The 24,430-nt window shown below is 75.1% G+C and carries 20 protein-coding genes; 12 read left to right on the top strand and 8 right to left on the bottom strand.

The window, feature by feature from the left end; translation table 11 throughout:
* The first annotated feature begins 158 nt into the window (after positions 1-158).
* Positions 159-1,700 carry a PucR family transcriptional regulator gene (locus tag ACZ51D_RS00960; RefSeq protein WP_465614820.1) on the top strand — a complete coding sequence of 514 codons (1,542 nt, stop codon included), beginning with the start codon at positions 159-161 and terminating at the stop codon, positions 1,698-1,700.
* Between the two features lie 181 nt (positions 1,701-1,881).
* On the opposite strand, the gene ACZ51D_RS00955 is transcribed toward ACZ51D_RS00960, so the two are convergent.
* Positions 1,882-2,550, bottom strand: a complete 669-nt coding sequence (locus tag ACZ51D_RS00955) for a LuxR C-terminal-related transcriptional regulator (RefSeq protein WP_465614821.1) — start codon at positions 2,548-2,550, stop codon at positions 1,882-1,884.
* Between the two features lie 169 nt (positions 2,551-2,719).
* Between ACZ51D_RS00955 and ACZ51D_RS00950 the strand changes: the two genes are divergently transcribed.
* Positions 2,720-5,965, top strand: a complete 3,246-nt coding sequence (locus ACZ51D_RS00950; RefSeq protein ID WP_465614822.1) for a bifunctional cytochrome P450/NADPH--P450 reductase — start codon at positions 2,720-2,722, stop codon at positions 5,963-5,965.
* 147 nt (positions 5,966-6,112) lie between these two features.
* On the opposite strand, the gene ACZ51D_RS00945 is transcribed toward ACZ51D_RS00950, so the two are convergent.
* The 3 genes from ACZ51D_RS00945 to ACZ51D_RS00935 all read right to left on the bottom strand — a co-directional run bounded on the left by ACZ51D_RS00945 (position 6,113) and on the right by ACZ51D_RS00935 (position 8,840).
* Positions 6,113-7,000, bottom strand: a complete 888-nt coding sequence (locus ACZ51D_RS00945; protein ID WP_465614823.1) for a S1 family peptidase — start codon at positions 6,998-7,000, stop codon at positions 6,113-6,115.
* Positions 7,001-7,483: 483 nt separating this feature from the next.
* Positions 7,484-8,086 (bottom strand): GNAT family N-acetyltransferase, encoded by a 603-nt coding sequence (locus tag ACZ51D_RS00940; RefSeq protein ID WP_465614824.1) that lies wholly within the window; start codon positions 8,084-8,086, stop codon positions 7,484-7,486.
* A 76-nt stretch (positions 8,087-8,162) separates the two neighbouring features.
* On the bottom strand, positions 8,163-8,840 hold the full coding sequence (locus ACZ51D_RS00935) for a phosphoribosyltransferase (RefSeq protein ID WP_465660666.1): 678 nt from the start codon (positions 8,838-8,840) through the stop codon (positions 8,163-8,165).
* A gap of 387 nt (positions 8,841-9,227) precedes the next feature.
* On the opposite strand from ACZ51D_RS00935, the gene ACZ51D_RS00930 reads away from it, so the two are divergent.
* From ACZ51D_RS00930 to ACZ51D_RS00895, 8 genes are all read left to right on the top strand, one after another.
* Positions 9,228-9,668, top strand: a complete 441-nt coding sequence (locus ACZ51D_RS00930; RefSeq protein WP_465614826.1) for an STAS domain-containing protein — start codon at positions 9,228-9,230, stop codon at positions 9,666-9,668.
* Positions 9,669-9,679: 11 nt separating this feature from the next.
* Complete coding sequence (locus tag ACZ51D_RS00925; RefSeq protein ID WP_396288247.1) at positions 9,680-10,138, top strand: ATP-binding protein; 459 nt, start codon at positions 9,680-9,682, stop codon at positions 10,136-10,138.
* Between the two features lie 160 nt (positions 10,139-10,298).
* Positions 10,299-10,670: an STAS domain-containing protein gene (locus tag ACZ51D_RS00920; protein WP_465660664.1), complete on the top strand. Its 372-nt coding sequence runs from the start codon at positions 10,299-10,301 to the stop codon at positions 10,668-10,670.
* Between the two features lie 210 nt (positions 10,671-10,880).
* The gene (locus ACZ51D_RS00915; protein WP_465660662.1) at positions 10,881-14,744 is read left to right on the top strand and encodes a HAMP domain-containing protein; all 3,864 of its coding nucleotides are present in this window, start codon (positions 10,881-10,883) and stop codon (positions 14,742-14,744) included.
* 22 nt (positions 14,745-14,766) lie between these two features.
* Positions 14,767-17,232: a PP2C family protein-serine/threonine phosphatase gene (locus ACZ51D_RS00910; RefSeq protein ID WP_465660660.1), complete on the top strand. Its 2,466-nt coding sequence runs from the start codon at positions 14,767-14,769 to the stop codon at positions 17,230-17,232.
* Between the two features lie 106 nt (positions 17,233-17,338).
* On the top strand, positions 17,339-17,965 hold the full coding sequence (locus ACZ51D_RS00905; RefSeq protein WP_465660658.1) for a hypothetical protein: 627 nt from the start codon (positions 17,339-17,341) through the stop codon (positions 17,963-17,965).
* Positions 17,966-18,022: 57 nt separating this feature from the next.
* The gene (locus tag ACZ51D_RS00900) at positions 18,023-18,463 is read left to right on the top strand and encodes an ATP-binding protein (RefSeq protein ID WP_465660656.1); all 441 of its coding nucleotides are present in this window, start codon (positions 18,023-18,025) and stop codon (positions 18,461-18,463) included.
* A gap of 104 nt (positions 18,464-18,567) precedes the next feature.
* Complete coding sequence (locus ACZ51D_RS00895; protein WP_465660654.1) at positions 18,568-19,725, top strand: baeRF2 domain-containing protein; 1,158 nt, start codon at positions 18,568-18,570, stop codon at positions 19,723-19,725.
* A 54-nt stretch (positions 19,726-19,779) separates the two neighbouring features.
* Here ACZ51D_RS00895 and tsaA read toward each other — a convergent pair whose 3' ends face one another.
* Entirely contained in the window at positions 19,780-20,226 is a 447-nt protein-coding gene (gene tsaA / locus ACZ51D_RS00890) for a tRNA (N6-threonylcarbamoyladenosine(37)-N6)-methyltransferase TrmO (RefSeq protein ID WP_360501742.1), read from the bottom strand.
* 85 nt (positions 20,227-20,311) lie between these two features.
* Complete coding sequence (locus tag ACZ51D_RS00885) at positions 20,312-20,947, bottom strand: NAD(P)-dependent oxidoreductase (RefSeq protein WP_465614833.1); 636 nt, start codon at positions 20,945-20,947, stop codon at positions 20,312-20,314.
* Positions 20,948-21,036: 89 nt separating this feature from the next.
* On the opposite strand from ACZ51D_RS00885, the gene ACZ51D_RS00880 reads away from it, so the two are divergent.
* The gene (locus ACZ51D_RS00880) at positions 21,037-21,678 is read left to right on the top strand and encodes a TetR/AcrR family transcriptional regulator (protein WP_465614834.1); all 642 of its coding nucleotides are present in this window, start codon (positions 21,037-21,039) and stop codon (positions 21,676-21,678) included.
* Between the two features lie 61 nt (positions 21,679-21,739).
* Here ACZ51D_RS00880 and ACZ51D_RS00875 read toward each other — a convergent pair whose 3' ends face one another.
* Positions 21,740-22,231, bottom strand: a complete 492-nt coding sequence (locus ACZ51D_RS00875) for an Lrp/AsnC family transcriptional regulator (protein WP_360501750.1) — start codon at positions 22,229-22,231, stop codon at positions 21,740-21,742.
* A 160-nt stretch (positions 22,232-22,391) separates the two neighbouring features.
* Between ACZ51D_RS00875 and ACZ51D_RS00870 the strand changes: the two genes are divergently transcribed.
* On the top strand, positions 22,392-24,110 hold the full coding sequence (locus tag ACZ51D_RS00870; RefSeq protein WP_465614835.1) for a PLP-dependent aminotransferase family protein: 1,719 nt from the start codon (positions 22,392-22,394) through the stop codon (positions 24,108-24,110).
* Here ACZ51D_RS00870 and ACZ51D_RS00865 read toward each other — a convergent pair.
* Positions 24,086-24,322 (bottom strand): hypothetical protein, encoded by a 237-nt coding sequence (locus tag ACZ51D_RS00865; RefSeq protein ID WP_465614836.1) that lies wholly within the window; start codon positions 24,320-24,322, stop codon positions 24,086-24,088. The genes ACZ51D_RS00870 and ACZ51D_RS00865 overlap by 25 nt on opposite strands.
* Positions 24,323-24,430: the final 108 nt, after the last annotated feature.

The following is a 24,430-nucleotide window of genomic DNA, read 5'->3' as shown; positions in this document are numbered from 1 at the left end:
GGACCGCCGGACCACGGCCCCCTCCGCAGCCCTCGCCGTCAGGTGATCACACAAGAGGAAAACCGCACCCTAGTCCTTGTGTTTACGATGCCTGATACGCGTCAGCCATCGCATGTGCGAGACCCCCATGCCGCACATGGCGCACAAGGAGCAACAACATGATCGTCGGAGACCTCCTGGAGCTGGACGACCTCCACATCGAGGTCGCCTGGGCGAGCCCCCACCAACTCGACCGCGAGGTGACCGGCGTGACCTCCACCGACCTGCAGGACCCGGCGCGCTACCTGCAGCGCGGCGAACTGGTCCTCTCCGGACTGGTCTGGTGGCGGCCGGACGAGAGCCAGGCGGCGATGCGCTTCGCCAACTCGCTGCGCACCGCCGAGGTCGCCGCGCTCCTCGCCGGCGAGGGCACCCACGGCACCGTCCCGCCGGAACTGGTCGAGGCCTGCCGCCGGCACGGCGTACCCCTGCTGTCGGTCCCGGCCGGAACCAGCTTCCGCTCCGTCACCGACCGCGTCTACCTGCGCCTGTGGGGCGACCTTCAGGCGCACGCCGAGGGGCAGGCGGCCCTCCCGGCCGCCGCCCGGCGCGCCCTGACCCAGCTCCTCCGCACCGAGGCCTCCCTGGACGACCTCCTGGAGCGGGCCGTGACCGACCTCGGACTGCCCGGCTGCTTCCTGACCACGGGCTCCGGCCGGGTGCTGGCCTCCTCGGAGCACTCCTCTGCGCACTCCTCGGCGCACACCTCTGCGCACTCCTCGGCGCCCTCCGCATCGCGAACCGCAGCCCGAGCCGCGGCCACGCCCGTCCCGGTCGGCCCGCCCGGCGAGTCACCCTTCGACGGCTGGCTGCTGCAGCCCCACACCGAACCCGGCCCCACCGCCACCGCCATGCTGCACGGCCTGGCCGAACTGCTCACCCCGCTCGCCACCCGCGACCGGGCCACCGCCACCGCCCAGCGGCAGACCGGCACCCGGCTGATCGAACTGCTCGACTCCGGCGCCGACACCGAGGCCGAGGCCGAACGCGCGCTCGCCCTCTCCGGCCTGCCCCCGCACCAGAGCCTGACCCCGGTCGCCGCGCGGATCGACGGCGCCCCCGCGACCTGGACGGCCGCCGCCCTCGCCGAGGCCCTCCACGAACTGTCCGCCCCCTTCGTCGCCGCCCCCGACGGCCGGGGCGGCGCGGCGGCCCTGTCCCCGGCCCCGGAAGCCCGGATCGCGGAGACCCTGCAGCGCGTCCTCCCCCGCCTGGAAGCCGGACTGACCGGCCGACGGCGCCTGCGCCTGGGCATCGGCTCCACCGTCGAACCGGCCGCCGGGGCCCTCAGGACCGCGCTCGTCCAGGCCCGCTACGCGCTCCACGTCGAGCCGCCCGGGACGGTCGGCCGCTGCGCGCGGATCACCTCCCTCGAAACGCTGCTCCGGGGCGTCCCCGCCGAGATCACCGCGGACTTCCGCCGCCGGCTCCTCGCGCCGCTGATCGAGCACGACCGGACCAACACCGTCTCCCTGCTGGACACCCTGGACGCCTTCCTCCGGCACAGCGCCTCCTGGTCCAGGACGGCCGAGGCACTCCACCTCCACGTCAACACCGTGCACTACCGGATGAAGCGGATCGAGGAGCTCACCGGCCGCAGCCTGCTGAAGCTGGAGGACCGGCTCGACCTGTGGGCGGCGCTGCGCTGCACACCCGCCTGACGCCGCAGGCCCGGCCCGCCCGGCCCGCCTCCGCCCGGTCGCCGCTGGTCCGGTCCTCGTCCTGGCGCAAGCCGTCCTCCTCCTCGAAGCGCTCCGTCCGCCCGGGGCGGCTGCCCAGGCGTAGCCGGGCCGAAGCTCGCCGTCACCCGTTCGGGGCGTTTCGGCGCCCGTCGCCGGGCTCTCACCAGGCCGCGGGCTCGGGGGGCCAGGTGTCGGCGGCCAGCACGCCGGTGGCGTAGGCGCGGGCGACCAGGGCGGTGCGGTTGGGCACCCGCCAGCGCCGGGAGAGCCGGGCGAGGTGGTAGTTGACGCCGTCCGCGGTGAGGCCGATCTCCCGGGCGATCTGCGCGGTGGTGGCGCCCCGGGCGGCCGCGGCGAGGATCCGGGCCTCGACCGGGCTGACCTCGACCTGCGGGCCCGGCGGCGGCACCTCCCGGGGTGCCTCGACGGTCCGCAGGGAGAGCAGCAGGTTCGGGGTCTGTTCCGGGGTGTCGCCGACCAGGTCGACGGTCATCTCGCCGTGCCGTTCGCCGCCGTCCGCGGGCGTCCAGGAGACCCGGGCCGGGTACCGCGAGCGGCGGTGCAGCCGGACCGCCTCGGCGAGTGCCTGCAGCGTGTCGCTGTCCTGGAGGGTGAAGAACTCCAGGATCTTCCGCTCGCGCAACTGCCCCGGCAGCAGGCCGAACTCGGCCGCCATCGCGCGGTTGACGATCAGGACCCGGCCGCCGAACTCGACCACCGCGATCGGCATCGGCACGTGGTCGAGCAGGCGCAACGCCCGGTTGCGCCAGATCACCGCCGCGTCCTGCGGGCTCCCCGGTACCGGACCGCAGTCCTCGGTCGGTTGCATCTCCGGCCTCTCCTCCCCGTGGCATCCGCGCAGCCGGAGCTGACGGTTCGTAGGCAAGCCCGCGGACGCTCCGGGTACTACACAATCATGTAGTGATCACGGCCGGTCCTCCCTCCCGGTGGGCACAGAGTGGGAGAGCCGAACTTTTCCGCTGCGGGAGGGACCCACCATGACCGAGATGATGACCGAGACGAGGAACGGGGCAAGCGACGGGGCGACGGCCGAAGCCGGGGCCGAGACCCGGGACGGAGCCGGGAGCGGAGCCGCGAGCGAGACCCCGGCCGTCCCCCTGGTGGACATCTCGTCGGCGCCGCCGATCGCCGCCCCGATGCTGCGGACCATGGAGCTGGCCAGAGCGCACGGCCCGGCCTTCGTCCAGCGGCTGCACGGCCGGGACACCCTGGTGGTCAGCGGCCTGGAGCTGGTCGAGGAGCTGGCCGACGAGACCCGGTTCACCAAGTCGATCGGCCCGGGCCTGGTCAACGTCCGCCAGTTCACCGGCGACGGCCTGTTCACCGCGTACAACGACGAGCCCAACTGGGCCCGGGCGCACGACATCCTGATGCCCGCCTTCGCGCTCGGCTCGATGCGCACCTACCACCCGGTGATGCTGCGGGTGGCCCGCCGGGTGATCGACTCCTGGGACCGCCGGGAGGCCGCCGCGCTGCCCGTGGACGTGCCCGGCGACATGACCCGGATGACGCTGGACACCATCGGGCTGGCCGGCTTCGGCTTCGACTTCGGCTCCTTCGAGCGGGACGAACCGCACCCGTTCGTCGACGCGATGGTGCGCTGCCTGGAGTGGGCGATGACCCAGCTCACCCGCGACCCGGAGCTGGACCACAGCGAGCGCGACGCGGCCTTCCGGGCCGACGCCGACTACCTGGCCAACGTCGTCGACGAGGTGATCGCCGCCCGCGCCGGGGAGGACGAGCAGGGCCCGGCCGAGGACCTGCTCGGCCTGATGCTCGGCGCGGTGCGTCCCTCCGACGGCACCCGGCTGGACGCCGAGAACATCCGCAACCAGGTGATCACCTTCCTGATCGCCGGCCACGAGACCACCTCGGGCGCGCTGTCCTTCGCGATGTACTACCTGGTCAAGCACCCGGCCGTGCTGCGCGAGGTGCAGCGGGAGGTGGACGCCCTCTGGGGCGGCCAGGCCGACCCGGAGCCCTCGTACGAGGACGTCGGACGCCTGCGGTACACCCGGCAGGTGCTCAACGAGGCGCTGCGGCTGTGGCCCACCGCGCCCGCCTTCAGCCGCGAGGCGCGCGAGGACACCCTGCTCGGCGGACGGATCCCGCTGCGCGCCGGGGAGACGGTCTTCGTGTCGACCCCGATGCTGCACCGCGACTCCGCGTGGGGCGACAACCCGGAGCTGTTCGACCCGTCCCGGTTCGACACCGAGCCCGAGGCGGCCCGCTCCCCGCACGCCTTCAAGCCCTTCGGCACCGGCGAACGCGCCTGCATCGGAAGGCAGTTCGCGCTGCACGAGGCCACCATGCTGCTCGGCATGCTGGTCCACCGCTACCGGCTGATCGACCACGCCGACTACCGGCTGACCATCAAGCAGACGCTCACCATCAAGCCCGACGAGTTCACCCTCGGCCTCGCCCGGCGCACGCCCGTCCCCCCGGCCGCCGAGCCGGCCACCGGCGCGGACCCGCGGACCGGCGCGGCCGCCGAGCGCCCCGGCCGGGTCCGCCAGGGCACCGGGCTGCTGCTCCTGCACGGCTCCAACTACGGCGCCTGCCGCGAGTTCAGCCGGCAGCTCGCGGAGGCCGCCGCCGACCTCGGCTGCGACACCGCGATCGCCCCGCTGGACGCGTACGCGGACGGGCTGCCCACCGACCGTCCGGTGGTGATCACGGCCGCCTCGTACAACGGGCAGCCGACGGACGACGCGGCCCTCTTCGTCCGCCGCCTCCAGGAGGACGGCCCGGAGGACGGCGCTGCCGGCGGCGTGGCGGACGGCGTGGAGTACGCGGTGCTCGGCATCGGCGACCGCACCTACGCCGCCACCTACCAGCGCGTCCCCGTCCTGATCGACGACCGGCTCGCCGCCCTCGGCGGCACCCGGCTGCTCGCCCGCGCCGAGGCCGACGCCTCCGGTGACCTGGCCGGCACCGTGCGGCAGTTCACCGAGGCGCTGCGCGTCGCCCTGCTGGAGCGGTACGGGGACGCCGACGCCCCGGCCGCGCCGTGGCAGGAGGCCGCGTACACGGTGACCGAGGTGGCCGGCGGTCCGCTGGCCGCGCTGGCCGCCCGGCACGACATGACCGAGCTGACCGTCACCGCCGTCGACAGCCTGACCGACCCCGGCTACCCCCGGGTCAAGCGCCTGGTCCGGCTGGCCCTGCCCGAGGGCGCCGGCTACCGGACCGCCGACCACCTCACGGTGCTCCCGGCCAACGACCCGGCTCTGGTCGAGCGCGCGGCCAAGCTGTTCGGCGCCGACCCGCAGACCGTGCTCAACATCGTGGCCCACCGGCGCACCGGCCTGGCCCTCGACCGCCCGCTGACGGTGCGCGACCTGCTCACCCACCACGTCGAGTTGCAGGACCGCCCGACCGCCGAGCAGCGCGCCGCGCTGGCCGCCCGCAACCCCTGTCCGCCCGAGCAGGCCGCGCTGCGCGCGCTGCCCGAGGACGACCCGCGCACCCTGCTGGACCTGATCGAGGACCACCCGGCCCTGCAGGGGAGCCTGACCTGGCCGGTGCTGCTGGAGCTGCTGCCGCCGATCAGGCCCCGGCACTACTCGATCTCCTCCTCGCCGACCGGCGGCGCGGGCGAGGTGGACCTGATGGTCTCCGTGCTCAGCGCCCCGGCCCGCTCCGGGCGGGGCACCTTCCGCGGCACCGGCTCCGGCCACCTCGCCCGGCTCGCGGTCGGCGACACCGTGCTCGCCCGGGTCCAGCCCTGCCGGGAGGCGTTCCGGATCGGCCACCGCACCCCGGTGATCATGATCGCGGCCGGCACCGGCCTGGCGCCCTTCCGGGGCGCCGTCGCCGACCGCCGCGCGCTGCTCGCCGACGGGGCCGAACTCGCCCCCGCCCTGCTGTACTTCGGCTGCGACGCCGCCGAAGCGGACTACCTGCACCGGGCCGAGCTGGAGGCGGCCGACCGGGCCGGCGCGGTCTCGATGCGGCCCGCCTTCAGCGAGCGGCCGCAGGACGGGCGGCGCTTCGTGCAGGACCGCCTCGCGGCGGAGGCCGCCGAGGTCTGGGAGCTGCTCGCGGCGGGCGCCGAGGTGTACGTGTGCGGCGACGGCGGGCGGATGGCGCCGGGCGTCCGGGCGGCCTTCCGGGAACTGCACCGGGAGCGGACGCCGGGGGCCGACGAGCAGCGGGCGCAGGCCTGGCTGCAGGGACTGATCGAGGCCGGGCGGTACGTCGAGGACGTGTACGCGGGCTGACCGGGCCGCACACGGCCGCCGGCCCCGCTGCTGCGCGCAACGGGGCCGGCGGCTGGTCGGTTCGTCGGTTCGTCGGTTCGACGGCTCAGGGTCTGGACGGCAGGGTCCGGGCGGCTCAGGGTCTCGACGTCTCAGGGTCGCGGGGGATCAGTACACGTTGACCCCGTACGCGGCGAGCGCCGCGTTGACCGGCTGGAAGAAGGTCGTGCCGCCCACCGTGCAGTCGCCGCTGCCGCCCGAGGTGATGCCGAGTGCCTTGGCGCCGTCGTAGAGCGGGCCGCCGGAGTCGCCGGGCTCGGCGCACACGTCGGTCTGGATCAGGCCGCGCACGGTGCCGCCGCCGCTGTAGCGCACGGTGGCGTTGAGCCCGGTGACCTTGCCGCCGTGCGTGCCGGTCGTCGAGCCGGTGCGCTTGACCGCCTCGCCGACGAACGCGTTCGGCGCGGAGGTGAAGCCGCCGGGGTGGCTCAGGGCGGAGTTGTCGTAGCGGACCAGCGCGTAGTCGTGGCTCGGGAAGGTCGAGGCGACGGTGGCTCCGACCGACGTCGTGCGGGCGGCGTCCGTGTACCACTGGGGGGCGACGTTCCCGCAGTGCCCGGCGGTGAGGAAGTAGTGGGCGCCGGCGTCCGCCACGTTGAAGCCGAGCGAGCAGCGGTACTGGCCGCCGTAGATGGCGTCGCCGGCGGCGAGCAGCGGGGCGAGGGTGCCGGGGACGCGGCGGACGGTCAGGACGGACGCGTCGCCGCCGGACGCCTGGGTGATCCGGTCGAGCGCTTCCGTGGACACGGTGCTGTCGGCGGTCACCACGACGCGTCCGGCGGCCTCGTCGACGTACCACGCGGTGCCGTCGACCTCGGCGTGCAGGACGGCGTCGCTGACGGCCGCGAGCTGTCCGGGTTCGGCGGTGTGGGTGGGGGCCGCCGCGGCGCCCGGCACGGCGACCGCGGTGGCGGTCAGCAGGCCGAGGGCCACGGCGAGCAGGCGGGTACGGCGTCGAGTGGTGCCGGTGCGGGGGGTCCCGCGCTTGGTCCTCACCGATCTCCTCCTGGGAGTACGGCCCCTGGGGGGTTGGGGGCCGGGAGGCGCGGTCAGACGGTGGGCGGGCTCCGGCTGTGCTGTCCGGTAGCACGACGGATGATCTGCCCCTGACAGGCGCTGACCGGAAGTATCAGGAAACGGACGGTTCGGTACAAGCTTCCTGACCGGGTGTCGGCGGATTCCGCAGCCGGTATGACTGTCCGTCAATTCAGCGCTGTGCGGGGCGATCCGATGAAAGTGTTATCGCTGCGGCCCGGTGGGGTCTCCCAGGCACGGGAACGGACGCACGATGCCGCGGGTGAGGTCCGCGGCGGGGCTGCGGAGTTCGAGATGGGGCGCTCCGCGCGGAGGCGCGGCCTCCACCGCGTCCGTTCCCGCCGCGCCGCCGGATCGTCCCGTCCGGCCGGACGCGCCCGGCGGTCCGCACGTTTCCCCCACGACGGCGGACCGCCGGGGCCACCGCTCGGATCACCGAACGGGTCACCGCCGGGCGTTCGCGGCGGCCTGCTCGCGGGTGAGCCGCCACACCTGCTCCTCGCCGGTCTCGGCCGGAGCGATCGCCTCGGAGGGGCGACGCAGGTGCACGGTGAAGCCGAGGCGGGCCGGGATCGCGCCGCTGGCCCGGTTGCCCGGGTCGTGGACGATGTCGACGCACTCGACCCCAGGGAGGTCGAAGGCCTGGTCGACCAGGGCCGCCGCGGCCCGGGTGGCCAGACCGCGCCCGATGGCGGCGGGGTGGAGCCAGTAGCCGATCTCGAGGCCGTCGTCCGGGGCGTCGTCGCGCCGGTACAACCCGCAGGCGCCGACGATGGCGCCGTCCAGCACGATCGCGTAGGCGAAGTCCTGCCCGCTCGCCCAGCGCTCAGCCCGGGTGGCCAGGTACTCGGTGGTCTTGGCGCGGCTGTGCTCGGCCACCCACGGCATCCACGGCCGCAGGTGCTCCACCGACTCCTCGATGACCGCGAAGAACTCGGGGAAGTCGGCCTCGCCGGCGAAGCGGCGCAGCGTCACCTCACCCAGGTCGATGACGTGCCGGGGGCATTCCGGGGGTGCCGGGGACTCCGTGCGTTCCGTGCGTTCCATGGACAGAGGATGGTCCGCATCCGTCTCATCGGGCAAATGGACTGGGGCACGGCGGCCGGGCGGCGGTGAGGCCTCCTCAGGTCCGTTCGCCGACGGACCCGGGGAGGACGGACACGGCGTGCCGCCGCAGCAGGACGGCGGCCTCGCGGTCGGTGACGTCGTGGAACTCGTCGTACCAGGGGCCGGCGGCGTGCGCGTAGCGGGGCAGGTGGAGGCAGACCAGCTCGTCCACGTCCCGCCGCAGGTCGGCCGCGATCCGGGCGTCGCCGACCGGCGCCGCGAGGATCAGCCGGTCCGGGTGTTCGGCGGCGACGGCGTGGACGGCGGCGCGGGCGGTGAGCGCGTCCGTCAGGCCGTCGAAGACCAGGACCGCGGTCCGCCCGTGCAGGGGGTGCCGGGACCGGCCCTGGCGGTACAGCGACTCGCGACGGTGCACCTCGACGCGCTCGCGCTGGACGCTCGCGCCGAGCTGCGCCGCGGTGACACCGAGGATCGTCAGGGTGTACCGGTCGAACAGCGGCGGGTCGCGGTCGGCGATCGCGCCGATCGGGTGGTCGCAGCCGGGGACGACCAGCGGCCGGACCACTGCGGCGTCGAGCGGGGCGTCCAGGGCCCCGGCGACCTCCGCGGCCACCGGCAGCCCGCCGGGGGCGAGGCCCAGGACCACCACCCGGTGACGGGACCGGCCGTCGAGGAGCGGGGCGAGCCGCTGGGCGAGCTGGTGCCCGGCGGTGCTGCGGTCGAGGAATCTCACGGGCGGCTCGTCCTCCTCGGGGTTCTCCCGCGTGCCCTCTCGGGGTTCTCGCGGTGGCGGCCGTGTGCGTGCGGCACCGGCCCCGCCACCGGGGCGGCTTCCCCGTCACGGCACGCTCTGACGTCCGGCCCCGCGGTTCCGTCACGTCCGGCAGGGATTCCCTGACGTCCGGCCCCGCGGTTCCCTGACGTCCGGCCTCGGCGGTTCTGCCGGTGTGGCCACGGCGAGCCGGGGCAGACGCGGGTCGTGGACGTCCGACGGACAGCGCTTCCGGCCGTCGCTAGGCGGCGGCCGGGTCCGGGGACGGCCGTCCGCGCGGCCCGCCAGGGCGCGCGCGATGATGGTCCCGACGGCGCACCGCCGTCCCGACCCGACCGGGAGCGAGCCATGCCACGGCCATCCGAGGGGCCATCCGAGAAACCCTGCGAGCCCGCCGGAGACCACGCGTTCGGCGACCTGCGCGTCGCGGTGGCCGACGAGGGCCCGGTACGGGTCGTCACCGTGGCCGGGGAACTGGACCACGACACAGCCGATGCGCTGCGCGCCGCGCTCGCCGGGCCACCGCCGGACGGCGTCGAACGGATCGTGATCGACTTCACCGACCTGCGGTTCTGCGACTCGACCGGCCTGAACGTCCTGCTCCGCGCGCACCTGGACGCGCAGGCGGCCGGGCTGCGGCTGGAGCTGGCCGGCCCGAGCCCCGTCGTGGCGCGGCTCCTCGCGGTCACCGGGGCCGACACCGTGCTGCGGATCCACCCCGACCTCGGTTCGGCGCTCAAGGCGCCGCGGGGCACCGCCGGGCCCGCCGCTCCGCCCGAGCGGACGTGAGGAGGGCGGCCGTGGACCGGCTCGGCGACGGCGAGCTGCCCGGACCGGAGCAGATCCGGCGTCTGATGCTCGCGGGCAGCGCCGGTGCGGTGCAGCGCAGCCGTGCGTTCAGCCGGCAGGTGCTGCGGTCCTGGCACTGGCTGCCGACCGCCGACGAGGAGCGGCAGTTGGTGGTCGAGGACGTCCTGCTGATGGTCTCCGAGCTGGTCACCAACGCCTGTCTGCACGCCCCCGGCGGCCCGCGTGAGCTGCGGTTGCGCTGGGACGGCGAGCGGCTGCGGGTCGAGGTCGCGGACGCGAGCCCGGTGCCGCCGAGGCTGCGCCCGTACGCCGACCCGGGTCGGCCGGGCGGGCACGGGCTGCGGGTGGTGGACCGGCTCTCCCGGTCCTGGGGCTCGGAGCCGGAGGGCGGCGGGAAGCTGGTCTGGCTGGAGGTGGCGGGCCCGCCCGTCGGCTCCGTCCGGGGCTGACGGCTGCCCCTCGGCGCCGCAGCTGTCCCTCCCGTCCGCCCCGTCCGCGGCCTCGGGTGTTTCCTTCGGCCCGAACGGGATAACCGCGCTGTCGCAGGCGTCAGCGGGCAGGGAGCACCGGGCTCCGGGGCCCGGACGCGGCGAGAGGAGCCCGAGGCTCATGACGAAGCGCCCGCAGTGGGCCGGGAACCCGGCCGCCGATCGGGTCGAAGGGCTCGTCGTCGAGGCCAGGCCGTGGGCCCGGGGCACCGTGCTGGTCCTTTACGGCGAGCTGGACCTGGACTCGGTGGCCGACCTGCGGTCCGCCGTCGAGGGCGCCCTCGCCGGGCCGGCCGCCGTCATCGTGATCGACTGCGCCGGGCTGGAGTTCTGCGACTCCACCGGGCTCAACGCCCTGCTCCGGTCCAAGGCCCGGGCCGCCCTCGAGGGGAGCCGGTTCGAGCTGGCCCGGCCCAGGCCGCTGATCCTGCGCATGCTCGAACTCACCGGGGTCACCGACGCCTTCGTGATCCGCGAGGCCGTGCCGGACTGAGCCCGCCCGGCGCGGCTCCCGTCCGGGCCGCCTGCATCGTTTCCCTTCCCCCGGCCTGCCCGCCTGCCCCGGCCCGCACCGCCTGCCCCACCTGCGGCCCCGGTGCCCGCAGTGGCACAGTGGGAGCAGGGCGGTGGACCCCGCCGTCCCCGGACCCGAGGTGCCCGGACGGCGCACCCCGGCCGTGTGAGCGATCCGGACGGTGGACGGATGGACGAGCACCCGGTACCCGGCGCCGCGGCGGCCGACCCGGCCGAGCAGGCGCTGCGGCAGTTGCTCGCGGGACTGACCGCCGTACGCGACGGGGACTTCCGTACCCGGCTCGCCCCGGACCGGCCGGGCGTGCTCGGGGAGATCGCCGAGGTCTTCAACGGGATGGCCGACCAGCTGGCCCGGGTGACCTCCGAGGTGACCCGGGTGGCGCGCGAGGTCGGCACCGACGGGCGGCTCGGCGGCCAGGCGCAGGTGCCGGACGCGGCCGGGACCTGGCTGGACCTGACCGACGCGGTCAACGCGATGGCGGGCAACCTGTCCTGGCAGGTGCGCAACATCGCCCAGGTGACCACGGCGGTGGCGCGCGGCGACCTCACCCAGAAGATCGAGGTGGACGCTCGGGGCGAGATCCTGGAGCTCAAGAACACCGTCAACACCATGGTGGACACGCTGTCCTCGTTCGCCGCCGAGGTGACCCGGGTGGCCCGCGAGGTCGGCAGCGAGGGCCGGCTCGGCGGGCAGGCGCAGGTGCCGGGCGTCGCCGGGACGTGGCGCGACCTGACCGACTCGGTGAACGTCATGGCCGACAACCTCACCGCCCAGGTCCGGGCGATCGCCTCGGTGACCACCGCCGTGGCCGAGGGCGACCTGTCGCAGAAGATCCGGGTGGACGCGCGCGGCGAGATCCTCGAGCTGAAGGAGACCATCAACACGATGGTCGACCAGCTGTCCGCCTTCGCCGGCGAGGTCACCCGGGTGGCCCGCGAGGTCGGCACCGAGGGGAACCTCGGCGGCCAGGCCACCGTCCGGGGCGTCTCCGGGACGTGGAAGGACCTCACGGACAACGTCAACGTGATGGCCTCCAACCTGACCGGCCAGGTCCGCTCGATGTCCGAGGTGGCGACCGCCGTGGCCAAGGGCGACCTGTCCCGGAAGATCACCGTCGAGTCCAAGGGCGAGGTCGCCGCCCTGGCCGACGCGATCAACACCATGGTCGACACCCTGTCCGTGTTCGCGGACGAGGTGACCCGGGTGGCCCGCGAGGTCGGCACCGAGGGCATCCTGGGCGGCCAGGCCCGGGTACCCAACGTCGCCGGGACGTGGAAGGACCTCACCGACAACGTCAACTTCATGGCGCACAACCTGACCAGCCAGGTACGCAACATCGCCCAGGTCACCACGGCCGTCGCCGAGGGCGACCTGACCCGCAAGATCGACGTGGACGCGCGCGGCGAGATCCTGGAGCTCAAGAACACCGTCAACACCATGGTGGACACGCTGTCCTCGTTCGCCGCCGAGGTGACCCGGGTGGCCCGCGAGGTCGGCAGCGAGGGCCGGCTGGGCGGCCAGGCCCGGGTGGAGGGGGTCGCCGGCACCTGGAAGCGGCTCACCGAGAACGTCAACGAGCTGGCCGGCAACCTGACCCGGCAGGTCCGGGCGATCGCCGAGGTCACCAGCGCCGTCGCGGCCGGCGACCTCACCCGCTCGGTCAGCGTGGACGCCTCCGGCGAGGTCGCCGAGCTCAAGGACAACATCAACGCCATGGTCGGGTCACTGCGCGAGACCACCCTGGCCAACCAGGAGCAGGACTGGCTGAAGTCCAACCTGGCCCGCTTCTCCGCCGCCATCCAGGGCCGCCGGGACATCCGCTCCGTCGCCGAGATGATCACCGACGAGCTGACCCCGCTGATCGGCGCCCAGTACGGCGCGTTCTTCCTCGCCGTGGAGGGCGAAGCCGGCACCGAGCTGGCCCTGATCAGTGCCTACGGCCGCCCGGCCGGGGAGGAACGGCGGGTGCGGCTGGGGGAGGGCCTGGTCGGACAGGCCGCCCGCACCCGGCGGACCGTCCTCGTGGACGACCTGCCGCCCGGCTACGCCACCGTCGCCTCGGGCGCGGGTGCCGCCGACGTCCGCTCGGTCGTCGTCCTGCCGATCGCGCTGGAGGAGTGGCTGATCGGCGTCATGGAGTTCGCCTCCGTCCACTCCTTCACCGAGGTCCACCGCGACTTCCTGGAGCAGTTCACCGAGGCCTGCGGCGTCAACATCGGCACCCTGCTCGCCAACGCCCGCACCGACGAGCTGCTCGGCGAGTCCCAGCGGCTCACCGCCGAACTCCAGGCCCGCTCCGAGGAGTTGCAGGAAGGACAGCAGGAACTACGGCGCTCCAACGCCGAGTTGGAGGACAAGGCCGCCCTGCTCGCCCAGCGCAACCGCGACATCGAGGCGAAGAACCTGGAGATCGAGCAGGCCCGCCAGGAACTCGAGGAACGCGCACGGGAGTTGACCCTGGCCTCGATGTACAAGTCCGAGTTCCTGGCCAACATGAGCCACGAGCTGCGCACCCCGCTCAACAGCCTGCTCATCCTCGCCCAGCTGCTCGCCGAGAACACCGGCGGCAACCTCACCCCCAAACAGGTCGAGTACGCGGGCGTGATCCACTCGGCCGGCACCGACCTGCTCCAGCTCATCAACGACATCCTCGACCTCTCCAAGGTGGAGGCCGGGAAGATGGAGCTGACCCCCGAACCCTTCGCCGTGCGCGAGCTGCTGGAGTACGTGGAGTCCGGCTTCGAGCCGCTGGCCGACCAGAAGGGCCTCACCTTCGAGGTGACCGTCGGCCCGGCGGTCCCGGAACGGATCGTCACCGACCAGGCCCGGCTGCGCCAGGTACTGCGCAACCTGCTCTCCAACGCCGTCAAGTTCACCGACGCCGGCCGGGTCGAACTGCGGATCGAACGCGCCGAAGGGCCGGACCTGCCGCCCGAACTCGGCCGCCCGCAAGCGGCGGTGGCCTTCCACGTCGAGGACACCGGGATCGGCATCGACCCGGACCACCTGGACACCATCTTCGGTGCCTTCCAGCAGGCCGACGGCTCCACCGCGCGACGCTACGGCGGCACCGGCCTCGGCCTGTCGATCAGCCGGGAACTCGCCCGGCTGCTCGGCGGCACCATCACCGTCCGCTCCACCGCCGGACGGGGCAGCAGCTTCACCCTCTACCTGCCGCTCGGCGCCCCCGAACAGCCGTCGGACCACGACCCGCACGCCGCGCCGCAGGTCCTGGTGGTCGAGCCGGACCCGCCGGCCCTGCTCTCCCAGCTCGCCCGCTCCGCCGCCGCCGAACTGGGCGGATCGGCACCGCCGGTGCGGGTCGACGGGGTCGGCGACGAGGCCGCGCTGCGGGACGCGCTCGCCGGCGGCCCGTACCGGTGCGTGCTGCTCGACCTCGCCCGCTCCGCCGGCCTCGCACCCGCCCTGGCGGAGGCCGCGGCGGTGGGCACACCCGTGCTCGGGTACGGCGGCGAGGGCGACACACCCGGGAGCGTGGAGCGCGCCAGGGGACTGGACGACCTGCGGGAGCGGCTGATCCGGCTGCTCGACGACGGGCCGTCGGCGGCGGGGGAGGCGGCGGCGAAGGGGGAGGCGGGGGCGCAAGGAGCGGATCCCGTCCAGGACCCGGCGGCCCCGCCGAGGGCCGACCCGCTCGCCGGACGGACCGTGCTGATCGTCGACGACGACATCCGCAACGTCTTCGCCCTCACCGCGGCCCTGGAACAGCACGGGCTGACCGTCCTGCACGCCGACGACGGCCGCGCCGGACTCGACCTGCTGCGTGCCCACCCGGAGACCGACCTCGTCCTGATGGACGTCATGATGCCCGGACTCGACGGCTACGCGGCCATCGAGGCGATCCGCGCCGACACCCGCTTCGACCGGCTGCCCGTCGTCGCCGTCACCGCCAAGGCCATGCCCGGCGACCGGGACCGCAGCCTGGCCGCCGGCGCCGACGACCATGTCACCAAGCCGGTCGACACCGTCCACCTGCTCGACCGCATGCGGACCCGGCTGGACGCCTCGTGACCACGAGCCGACCGGACCCGCCATGACCGCCGCGCGAGAACCCGCGGACCGCCCGGAGCCGCAGCCCGTGGGCGCCGCCGCGGGGCAGGAACCTGCGGGCGACGCGGCGCGGGAGGCCGCGGACCGCGCGGCCCGGGCGTTGGCCGAGACCGTCCGGCGGCTGCAAGGGGCCGCCACCCGGGCACACGCCGAGGCGCGGACCAGGGCCGCCGTCGACCTCGCCACCGGCATCCTGGCCGAGCGGCTCGGCCTGCGGGTCGCCGAGGCCGCCGCGTACCTCGCCCGGCTGGCCCGGGAGGCGGGCGTGCCGGTCGCCGGGCTGGCGGCGGACATCGCCGGGCTGCCGGAGCCGGCCCCGGAGTCGGCCCCGGAGCCGGCCCCCGAGGCGGGAACCTTCGGGGCCCCCGGCGCCGACCCGCGCGACCTCGGTGCACCCGACGTCGGTACGTCCGACCTCGGTACGTCAGACGGCAGTGCGTCCGACCTCGACGCGCTCGACCCGGACCTGCCCGACACCGGCCCGCCCGTCGCGCCCGCGCTCGCCGCCGCGTCCGACCTGCAGCGCGCCGCCGAGGCCGTGCTGGACCAGACCGGCGCGGCCCTCGGCGCCCGTGCCGTGGCCGTCTGGCTGCGGCTGCCCGGCGGCGTGCTCGCCCTCGCCGCGCACGCCGGGCTGTCCGCCGACGAGACCGCCGCCTGGGACCGGGTGCCGCCCGGCGTCCTCACCCCCGCGCAGTGGGTGATCGGCGGCGGGGTGGCGCTGTGGCCCGGTGAGCCGGGGACCGACGCGCCCTCGGTGGGCGCCGGCTCCGCCCGGGCCGTCCTCCCGCTGGTCGACCAGGGCCGCCGCCGGGGCGCCCTGGAGCTGGTCTGGTCCGGCTCCGCCCCGGCGCTCGGCCCGCCCCAGCACCGCCGGCTGTACGCGCTCGCCGACCTCTGCACGACCCTGCTCGGCCCGCCCCGCGAGCCCGTGACGCCCGAGGAGACCGCCGCCCTCCTGGAGGGGCTGCTCACCCCCGCCCTGCTGCTGGAACCCGTCGTCCGGGACGACCGGGCCGTCGACTTCACCATCCGGCGATTCAACGCCCGGTTCCGCGACCCGCTCGGCCGCCCCCGGGACACGCTGGAGGGCGCCTCGCTGCTGGAGTCCTACCCGGTCGCCTGCGCGGCGGGCCTGCTCGACCGCCTGGTCCACGCGTACGAGACGGGCGCGCCGTGCCCGGCCGAACGCGTCCGGCTGGCCTTCCAGGACACCGGGGCCGCCGGCCCCGCCGCCGCCCTGCTCGCGGTCGTCCCGCTCGGCGGCCGACTGCTGGTGTGCTGGCAGCTGGACGACGAGCGGGCCGAGGAGGACGAGCGGACCGCACTGCTGCGCCAGGCCCACCGGCTCGTCCGGGTGGCCGGCTTCGAGGAGAGGCCGGTCGAGGGCCGGATCCGGTGGAGCGACGGGCTGCGCGAGCTCTACGGGCTGCCGCCGGACGCGGCGCCGGTGCCGCTGGCCCGGCTCGCGCGGCACACCCACCCGGACGACCGGCCCGCGATCCGCCGCCTGCTGGACACCGTCCGGCACCGCCACCGCACCGCCTCGGCCGTCATCCGCCTCGACCGGCCCGACGGCACCCACCGCTTCACCCGGGTGATCGCCGAGCCCGTACTCGACGACGCCGGACAGCTCACCGCGATCCGCGGCGCCTACCACGACGTGTCCGCCCAGCACTGGACGGAGGTCGCGCTCGGCGCCACCCGGGAGCGGCTCGCCGACAGCGAGCAGGAGTCCGCCGAACGGGAGCAGCTGGCGCTGCGGCTCCAGCAGGCCATCCTCCCGGCCGCACCGCCTCCGCTCGGCGTCACCGGTGTGCACGCCGCCGTCCGCTACCGCCCCGCCGCCCAGCGCGACCGGGTCGGCGGCGACTGGTACGACGTCATGCCGCTGCCCGACAAACGGGTGCTCCTCGCGGTCGGCGACGTGGCCGGACACGGCGTCGGCGCGGCCACCGGGATGGTCGCGCTGCGGCACGCCCTGCGCGGCCTCGCGGTCACCGGCGCCGGCCCGGGCCGGCTGCTGGAGTGGGCCAACGCCGTCGCCCTGCGCGAACCCGGGCAGGTCACCGCGACCGCCGTCTGCGTGCTGCTCGACCCGGCCGACGGCGAGCTGCGCTGGGCCCGGGCCGGCCACCTGCCGCCGATCCGGCTCGGCGCCGACGGCGCCCACGTGCTGCCCCTGCCGCACGGCGTGCTGCTCGGCGCCCTGGACGACGCCCAGTACGGGGAGAGCACCGCCCGGCTCGACCCCGGGGACGTCCTGCTGCTCTACACCGACGGGCTGGTCGAGCGCCGGGACCGCCCGGTCGAGGAATCCGTCGAGCAGCTGATCCGCGCGGCCGGAGCCCCCGGCCCGGACCTGGAGCAGTACCTGGACCGGCTGCTCGAACTCAGCCCCGCCGACACCGACGACGACACCTGCCTGATCGCCGTCCAGACCGAGTAGGGCCACGGGGCAGCACCGGGGGCCGCAGGACACGGCCCGTTACGGACCGCACGGTCCGGGTAGGCGCGACCTGTCGGGGGCGCAGAACGGGACGGAAGGGACCCCCATGTTGCTGCTAGGACTTCTGCTGATGTCGGCGTCCGGCGCGTTCGTCGGGCTGCTGATCGCGGACAACCTCTCCGGCGGGCCCGACTACCAGGTCACGATCCTGGGAAACGACCTCGTGACGCTGAACACTCTGGGCGTCTTCCTCTCCGGCGTGGCCCTCGCGCTGCTCTTCTGCCTCGGCCTCGCCCTGATGCGGTCGACCCGGCGGGCCGGGCGTGCGGTGGGTGCGGCGCGACCGGCACGGCGCCGGGTGGCGTACCGGGAGGCCGAACCGGTGGAGCCGGTGGAGCCCGTCGAGCGGGTGGAGCCGGTACAGCGGTCCGCCCCGGCGGACCGCGCGGCGCCGGTCGACGGCGAGCGGGCCTACGACGACCGGCGCGCCAACGACGAACGGGCCTACGATGAACGGGCCTACGACGAACGGGCCTACGGTGAGCGCTCCTACGACGACCGCCGCGCCAACGACGAACGCGCCTACGGCGACCGCGCCGCCCAGGCGCCGGGCTCCGACGAGGGGTTCGCGCGGCCGGATGAACCGCCGTCAGAGGAACAGGCCGCCGAGCAGGGTGGCCGGGAGGCGTCACCACAACCGGGAGGCCGGATCCGTCATCTGTTCGGCCGCTGACCGAAGCCCGCACACGGACCGAAGCCCGTCGAGTCGGCACGGAGGAGAGGCGATCGCATGTCGAGGGCCCGGGCGCCCTCCGTCGGCCCGGCCGCGCAAGCGGTGCGGTTGCCACTCGCGGGCCGGCGAGGGGCGGCGGCCGAGGCGCGCGCCGTCACCGCCCGGTTCCTGGCCGACGTGCCGGACCGGGCCGTGGTCGCCGACGCCGTGCTGCTGGTCTCCGAACTCGTCGGCAACGCGCAGCGCCACACCGCCGGCCCCGGCGCACTGCTGCTCGTCCGGAGCGACAGCGCGCTGCGCATCGAGGTCAGCGACCCCAGCCGCCGCCCGCCGATGCCCCGGGCACCGTACGGCGACGACGGATCGGGGGGCCTCGGACTGTTCCTGGTGAACCGGCTCAGCCGGCGCTGGGGCTGGCGCCCGCTGGGCCCAGGGAAGGCGGTCTGGTGCGAGCTGCGGATGCCCGCGCAGCGGTGTCCGCCGGGCCCAGGCGGGTAGGTGCCCCGAGTAAGCCGTCCACGGCGGACCCGGCAGCCGCCCCACCGGGGCGAGCGCACCGGGACAAGCCCGTAGAGCCTGCCCATCCACCACGGGAGGCCACCATGGACCTCGCGTTCCTCACCCCGCTGCTCGACCGGCCCGGCCCCTGGGCCACCGTCTACCTCGACACCGACCGTGCCACCGAGGACGCCGTCCGGCGCCGGGCGCTGATCGACCGCGCCGCCGTGCGGCGGCTGGCCGACGCCGGCACCGACGAGGACACCTGCGCGGCCGTCCGCGACCACCTGGCCGCCGAACCCGCCGCCGGCTCCCCGCCCGGGCGGGCGCTGTTCGCAGCCGACGGTGAGGTGGCCCTGGACGTCCCGCTCGCCGTTTTCCCGCCCGACGTGGCCGCCACCTGGGCCCCGCTCCCGCACACCAGCCCGCTGGTCGGCCTGCTGGACGACGCCGCGCCCGCCTGCCTGCTCGCCGCCGTCGACCGCACCGGCGCCACGCTCGAGCGGTACGAGCTCGGCCGCAGCGACCCGCTCGGCACGGTCGAGAGCCCGCAGTGGCAGGGCCGGGGACACCGCGCCCCGCCCGCCGACCGCTACGAGTGGCACTACCGGCACCGCGTCGAGGACACCTGGGACCGCACCGCCGGGATCATCGCCGACCACCTCGCCCGGGTCTGGCCGGACAGCGGCGCCCGCCTGCTCGTCCTCACCGGGGACGCCCGTGAGCGCCGGGCCGTCCACGACCGGCTGCCGAGGCAACTGCAGCCCCTGACCGTCGAGTTGGAAGGCAGCGGCCGGTCCGACGGGAACATCGGCGAGGCCTTCGGCCGGCGCCTCGCCGAAGCCTGGGACGACCACCGCGCCCGGCACCTGGCCGAGGTGCTGGAAACCTTCCACACCGCCGTCGGCCGCCCCGGCGAGCACGGCACCGACAGCGCCGGCACCGAGACCGCGCCCGGGCCGGCCGCCCGGGGCATCCCCGCCGTGGTGAGCGCCGCCCGGCAGCACCAGCTCGCCGCGCTGCTCCTGCAGGCGAGCGGCCACGACCCGGAACGCCCGGTGTGGACCGGTCCCGAACCCGAACACCTCGGCGTCCACCGGGCCGACCTGCGCAGCATGGGCGTCGCCCACCCGGCGCAGGCCCCCGCCGCCGACGCCCTGCTGCGCGCCGGCGCGGCCTCCGGCGCCGAGGCGCTGCTCGTCCCGGACACCGTCCCCGGCCCGCCCGGAGGCCTCGGCGCGGTCCTGCGCTGGCCCGCCTGACGGCCGTTCGCTCCACCTGACGGCGGCGCGGCCCGCCTGACGGCCGTTCGCCCGCTACCGCTCGCCGACCCCGGGCAGCACCGGCTTCACGTCCAGCACCGGGGTGCCGTCGATGGCCTCCAGGTCGCTGACCCGCAGCCGCAGGCCGTCCACGGCCAGGACGGTGACCCGGTGCAGCCCGATCGGGTTGGGCCGGTCCGGCGAGCGGGTGGCGAACACCCCGGTCTCCGGCCGGGAGCGCTCCCCGCGCGGATGCACCGCGAGCACCTCCCGGTCGGCCCGGTCCAACCAGGTCAGCAGCAGCACCTCCTGGCCGACCGCCAGGTCCCGCAGCCCCCGTCCCACCGACGCGTCGAACGCCACCCACGCGGCCGGCCCGCCCTCGTCCCCCTGCCGGGGCGCCCCCGCCCGCTCCAACAACGGCGACTCCACCCGCCCGATCACCCGCACCTCGAAGCTCTGCTCCGGTTCGCCCCGCCCGGGGAAACCCGTGTCCGTCATTGCGCCCTCCGTTGCAGTCCGGGACTCCGTCCGCCAGCACCGTAGCGGGCCCGACCGTCGGCGGCCGGGGGCTCGGCGGCGGGTGTCAGGAGCTGATGCCGACGGCGTGGCGGTAGGTGGCCGGGTCGGGGAGGAAGTCCAGCATGGCCCGGGCCACGTCGGCGCGGGGCATGCTGTTGCCGGCCGGGCCGGCCTCGACGGCGTGGCGGTATCGGCCCAGGCCGGGCTTGTCGGTGAGGCGCGGGGGCCGTACGGCCGTCCAGTCCAGGCCGCTGTCGCGCAGGACGCGCTCCATGGCTTCGAGGTCGGTGTACACGTCCTTGAGGACCGCCCACAGCAGGGGTCCGAACAGCTTCGCGGTGGCGAAGGCCTGGCCGGTCCCGGCGCGGTTGAGGGGCGCGGCGCTGACGACGAGGAGGCGCCGGACCCCGACGGCTGCCATGGCGGTGGCCGCCGCGCGGGCGGAGGTCGAGGCGGGCTTCAGGGGATCGGAACGGCCGGCCTGGCCCATGCCGGAGAGGACGGCGTCGGCGCCCTCGATCACCGGCTTCAGGGAGGCGGGGTCGAGGGAGTCCGCCCTGACCACGGTCAGCCGGTCGTGGTGGACGGTCAGCCGGGCCGGGTCGCGGACGGCGGCCGTGACGTGGTGTCCGTCGGCGAGCGCATGGGCGACCAGATGGCGGCCGACGCCGCCGGTGGCGCCCAGAACAGCGAGTTTCATGACCCCTCCCGGGGGTGGGTGAGTGCTCACTTCCTTCTTCTTCGATGGTGAGTGAGTACTCACCCACCTGTCAAGGTAGGATCACGTCCATGACGCATGACGGACATGACGGAACCGAGCCGCTCACCGGGGCGGCGCTGACCCGGGCGCGGGTACTCGACGCCGCCGCCCGCCTGCTCGGCACGGTGGGGCTCGTCCGGGCCACCACGAAGGAGATCGCCCGGGAGGCGGGCTGCTCGGAGGCGGCGCTGTACAAGCACTTCCGGGACAAGGAGGAGATCTTCGTCCGTGTCCTGCGCGAACGCGCCCCGCGTCTCGCGGCCGCCGTCGCCGAGCTGCCCGGCCGGGCGGGGGAGGACACGGTCGGCGAGCACCTGGAGGCGGTGGTCCGGGTCGCCGTCCCGTTCTACCGGCAGTCGTTCCCCATGGCCGGATCGCTCTTCGCCAGCCCCGAGCTGCTCGCCGCCCACCGCGCCAAGCTCGGCGACTCCGGCCCGCACCACGTCGGTGTGCACCTGGCCGACTACCTGCGCGCCGAGCAGCGGCTCGGCCGCGTCTCCACGGCGGTCGACCCGGACGCTGCCGCGATGCTCCTGATCGGCGCCTGCTTCCACCGCGCCTTCCTGGAGCTCTTCTACGCCGGTGAGGGCCCGGCCGAGGCCATCCGTCCGGCCACCCTGGACGAGTTCGCGACCGCGACGGTGCGGGCCCTGCTCGACGGAATCCGGTGACTCGGCACCATTCGCTGACTCGACGGCCTCCGGTGATCAGTGGCCCGAGGGCGACGGACGCTCAGCGTCCGGGCGCGAGGTAGCGGCGGCCCGGTATCTGCTCGAAGATCAGGTTGGTCCGGGTCTGGGCGACCGCCGGGTGGGTGGTGAGGTGGTCGACCACGAAGTCGCGCAGCGCCTCGGGGCCCGCGACGCCGACGTGCAGCAGGTAGTCGTCGGAGCCGGCCATGTGGAAGACGGCCAGGACGCCGGGCAGGTCGGGGGCGGTGCTGCGGAAGCTCTCGTTCTGCTCGCGGGTGTGGGCGCGGAGCCGGACCGAGATCATCGCCTGGAGCGGCAGCCCGATCGCGGCGGGGTCGAGCTCGGCGCGGAAGCCGCGGATGATGCCGCGTTCCTGGAGCGCCCGGACCCGGGCCAGGCAGGTGGAGGGGGCGATGCCGACGGCCGCCGCGAGGGCGTTGTTCGGGAGGCGGGCGTTGTCGGCCAGGGCGCGGATGATCGCCCGGTCCACGTCGTCGACCGGTGCCCGCCGGGCCTGCGGATTGTTCGGCATGCCCGCCAGGATGGCAGCCGTTTCCGCAGATTCGCAAACCTGATCGGCCCCGGGTCGAATGTTCTTCGGAGGGGCTTCCCGTGGGCGGCGAAAGGTTCCATCCTTGCCGCGACCGGCGAACGCCCGTCGCCACCCACCGTGAGCCCGGAGTGCCCTGCCCATGAGCCCGACCGCGTCCGCCACCTTCGCCCCGGCCGCCGACCCGGACGCCGCCGCCCCGACGGCCGTCGACCCCGGCCCGGAGCTGGCCGGCGGCGACTTCGCGCTCCCGGCCGGCGGACTGGACGACGCACAGCGGCTCCGCGCACTCGACGCGGTCGACGAGTACCTGACCCGCAAGCGCAAGCACCTGGTCGGGTACCAGGCCACCCAGGACATGCAGGGCACCGCGCTGGACCTGGCCCGGTTCATGCCCAACAACATCAACAACCTCGGCGACCCGTTCCAGAGCGGCGGCTACAAGCCCAACACCAAGGTCGTCGAGCGGGCCGTCCTCGACTACTACGCGAAGCTGTGGCACGCCGAGCGCCCGCACGACCCGGCCGACCCCGAGTCCTACTGGGGCTACATGCTGTCCATGGGCTCGACCGAGGGCAACATGTACGCCCTCTGGAACGCCCGGGACTACCTGAGCGGCAAGGCGCTGATCCAGCCGCCGACCACCCCCTTCGACGCGCTGCGCTACGTGAAGGCCACGCCCGACCGGTCGAACCCGAACGCGCACCACCCGGTGGCGTTCTACTCCGAGGACACCCACTACTCCTTCGCCAAGGCCGTCCGCGTCCTGGGCGTCGAGACCTTCCACGCCGTGGGCCTGGAGAAGTACGCCGACGAGTGCCCGCTGGTCGACCCCGTGACCGGCCTCCGCACCTGGCCCACCGAGGTGCCGTCCAGCCCGGGGCCGTCCGGCCTGTCCTGGGACGGCCCCGGCGCGATAGACGTCGACGCCCTCGCCACACTCGTCGAGTTCTTCGCCGCCAAGGGCCACCCGGTCTTCGTCAACCTCAACCTGGGCAGCACCTTCAAGGGCGCCCACGACGACGTCCGCGCGGTCTGCGAGCGGCTGCTCCCGATCTTCGAGCGGTACGGCCTGGTCCGCCGCGAGGTGGTCTGCGGCACCGACCCGGTGACCGGGGAGCCGCTGGTCGACGTGCGCCGCGGCTTCTGGATCCACGTGGACGGCGCGCTCGGCGCCGGCTACGCGCCGTTCCTGCGCCTGGCCGCCCAGGACCCGGGGGCGTACGGCTGGACCCCCGAGGTGGAGCTGCCCGAGTTCGACTTCGGCCTGCGGCTGCCCAGCGCCGAGTGCGGCGAGGTCGACATGGTCTCCTCGATCGCGATGAGCGGCCACAAGTGGGCCGGTGCGCCGTGGCCGTGCGGGATCTACATGACGAAGGTGAAGTACCAGATCTCGCCGCCGTCCCAGCCGGACTACATCGGCGCGCCGGACACCACCTTCGCCGGCTCCCGCAACGGCTTCTCCCCGCTGATCCTCTGGGACCACCTGTCCCGGTACTCCTACCAGGACCAGGTGGACCGGATCCGCGCGGCCCAGGAGCTCGCCGCCTACCTGGAGCGGCGGCTGGTCGCCATGGAGCAGGAGCTCGGCGTCGAGCTCTGGCCGGCCCGTACCCCGGGCGCCGTCACCGTGCGGTTCCGCCAGCCGAGCCCGGAGCTGGTGGCCAAGTGGTCGCTGTCCTCCCAGGACGTGCTGCTGGTCCCGGGCGACGAGACCACCCGACGCAGCTACGTGCACGTCTTCGTGATGCCCTCGGTCGACCGCGCGAAGCTGGACGCCCTGCTGGCCGAACTCGCCGAGGACCCGGCGATCCTGGGCCTACCGGTCGAGGACGCTCACCGGTCCCCGGCGTTCGGGTAGGCGTTGACGCCCTGCCCGTCGATGTCCGCCCCCCACTCGTCCGCACCGACGGCGCCCACGCAGTAGCCGACGCCCTGCACGGTGCCGCCGGCCTCCTGGCACTGCTCGGCGGTGACGTCGTACGGGAGCGCCCAGGCGGGGGCGCCGGCGGCGCAGACGAGGAGGGCGGCCGCGAGCGGGACGGCCAGGCGGGCCGGCGATGAAGTGATCATGCGCCCTACGACAGCACGGAGTCGGGACGACGGCGAGTCCGGAGCGGCCGTTCGCCGCCCACCAGGTCGGGTCGCTCTCCGCGGGACTGCCGGACTGCGGGCCTGCGG

It is taken from the genome of Kitasatospora sp. NPDC033851, assembly GCF_055576085.1.
The sequence above is the reverse complement of the archived record's forward strand: the minus strand, read 5'-3'. Positions and strand labels throughout refer to the sequence as shown.

Bases quoted from the DNA above. Each gene is read 5' to 3' on its own strand.
- ACZ51D_RS00905 (WP_465660658.1), top strand. From the start codon at position 17,339: ATGTTGCTGCTAGGACTTCTGCTGATGTCGGCGTCCGGCGCGTTCGTC.
- ACZ51D_RS00915 (WP_465660662.1), top strand. From the start codon at position 10,881: ATGGACGAGCACCCGGTACCCGGCGCCGCGGCGGCCGACCCGGCCGAG.
- ACZ51D_RS00875 (WP_360501750.1), bottom strand. From the start codon at position 22,231: ATGCCGAACAATCCGCAGGCCCGGCGGGCACCGGTCGACGACGTGGAC.
- ACZ51D_RS00885 (WP_465614833.1), bottom strand. From the start codon at position 20,947: ATGAAACTCGCTGTTCTGGGCGCCACCGGCGGCGTCGGCCGCCATCTG.
- ACZ51D_RS00870 (WP_465614835.1), top strand. From the start codon at position 22,392: ATGAGCCCGACCGCGTCCGCCACCTTCGCCCCGGCCGCCGACCCGGAC.
- ACZ51D_RS00900 (WP_465660656.1), top strand. From the start codon at position 18,023: ATGTCGAGGGCCCGGGCGCCCTCCGTCGGCCCGGCCGCGCAAGCGGTG.
- ACZ51D_RS00940 (WP_465614824.1), bottom strand. From the start codon at position 8,086: ATGGAACGCACGGAACGCACGGAGTCCCCGGCACCCCCGGAATGCCCC.
- ACZ51D_RS00950 (WP_465614822.1), top strand. From the start codon at position 2,720: ATGACCGAGATGATGACCGAGACGAGGAACGGGGCAAGCGACGGGGCG.
- ACZ51D_RS00960 (WP_465614820.1), top strand. From the start codon at position 159: ATGATCGTCGGAGACCTCCTGGAGCTGGACGACCTCCACATCGAGGTC.
- ACZ51D_RS00930 (WP_465614826.1), top strand. From the start codon at position 9,228: ATGCCACGGCCATCCGAGGGGCCATCCGAGAAACCCTGCGAGCCCGCC.
- ACZ51D_RS00920 (WP_465660664.1), top strand. From the start codon at position 10,299: ATGACGAAGCGCCCGCAGTGGGCCGGGAACCCGGCCGCCGATCGGGTC.
- ACZ51D_RS00880 (WP_465614834.1), top strand. From the start codon at position 21,037: ATGACGCATGACGGACATGACGGAACCGAGCCGCTCACCGGGGCGGCG.
- ACZ51D_RS00895 (WP_465660654.1), top strand. From the start codon at position 18,568: ATGGACCTCGCGTTCCTCACCCCGCTGCTCGACCGGCCCGGCCCCTGG.
- ACZ51D_RS00910 (WP_465660660.1), top strand. From the start codon at position 14,767: ATGACCGCCGCGCGAGAACCCGCGGACCGCCCGGAGCCGCAGCCCGTG.
- ACZ51D_RS00865 (WP_465614836.1), bottom strand. From the start codon at position 24,322: ATGATCACTTCATCGCCGGCCCGCCTGGCCGTCCCGCTCGCGGCCGCC.
- ACZ51D_RS00955 (WP_465614821.1), bottom strand. From the start codon at position 2,550: ATGCAACCGACCGAGGACTGCGGTCCGGTACCGGGGAGCCCGCAGGAC.
- tsaA (WP_360501742.1), bottom strand. From the start codon at position 20,226: ATGACGGACACGGGTTTCCCCGGGCGGGGCGAACCGGAGCAGAGCTTC.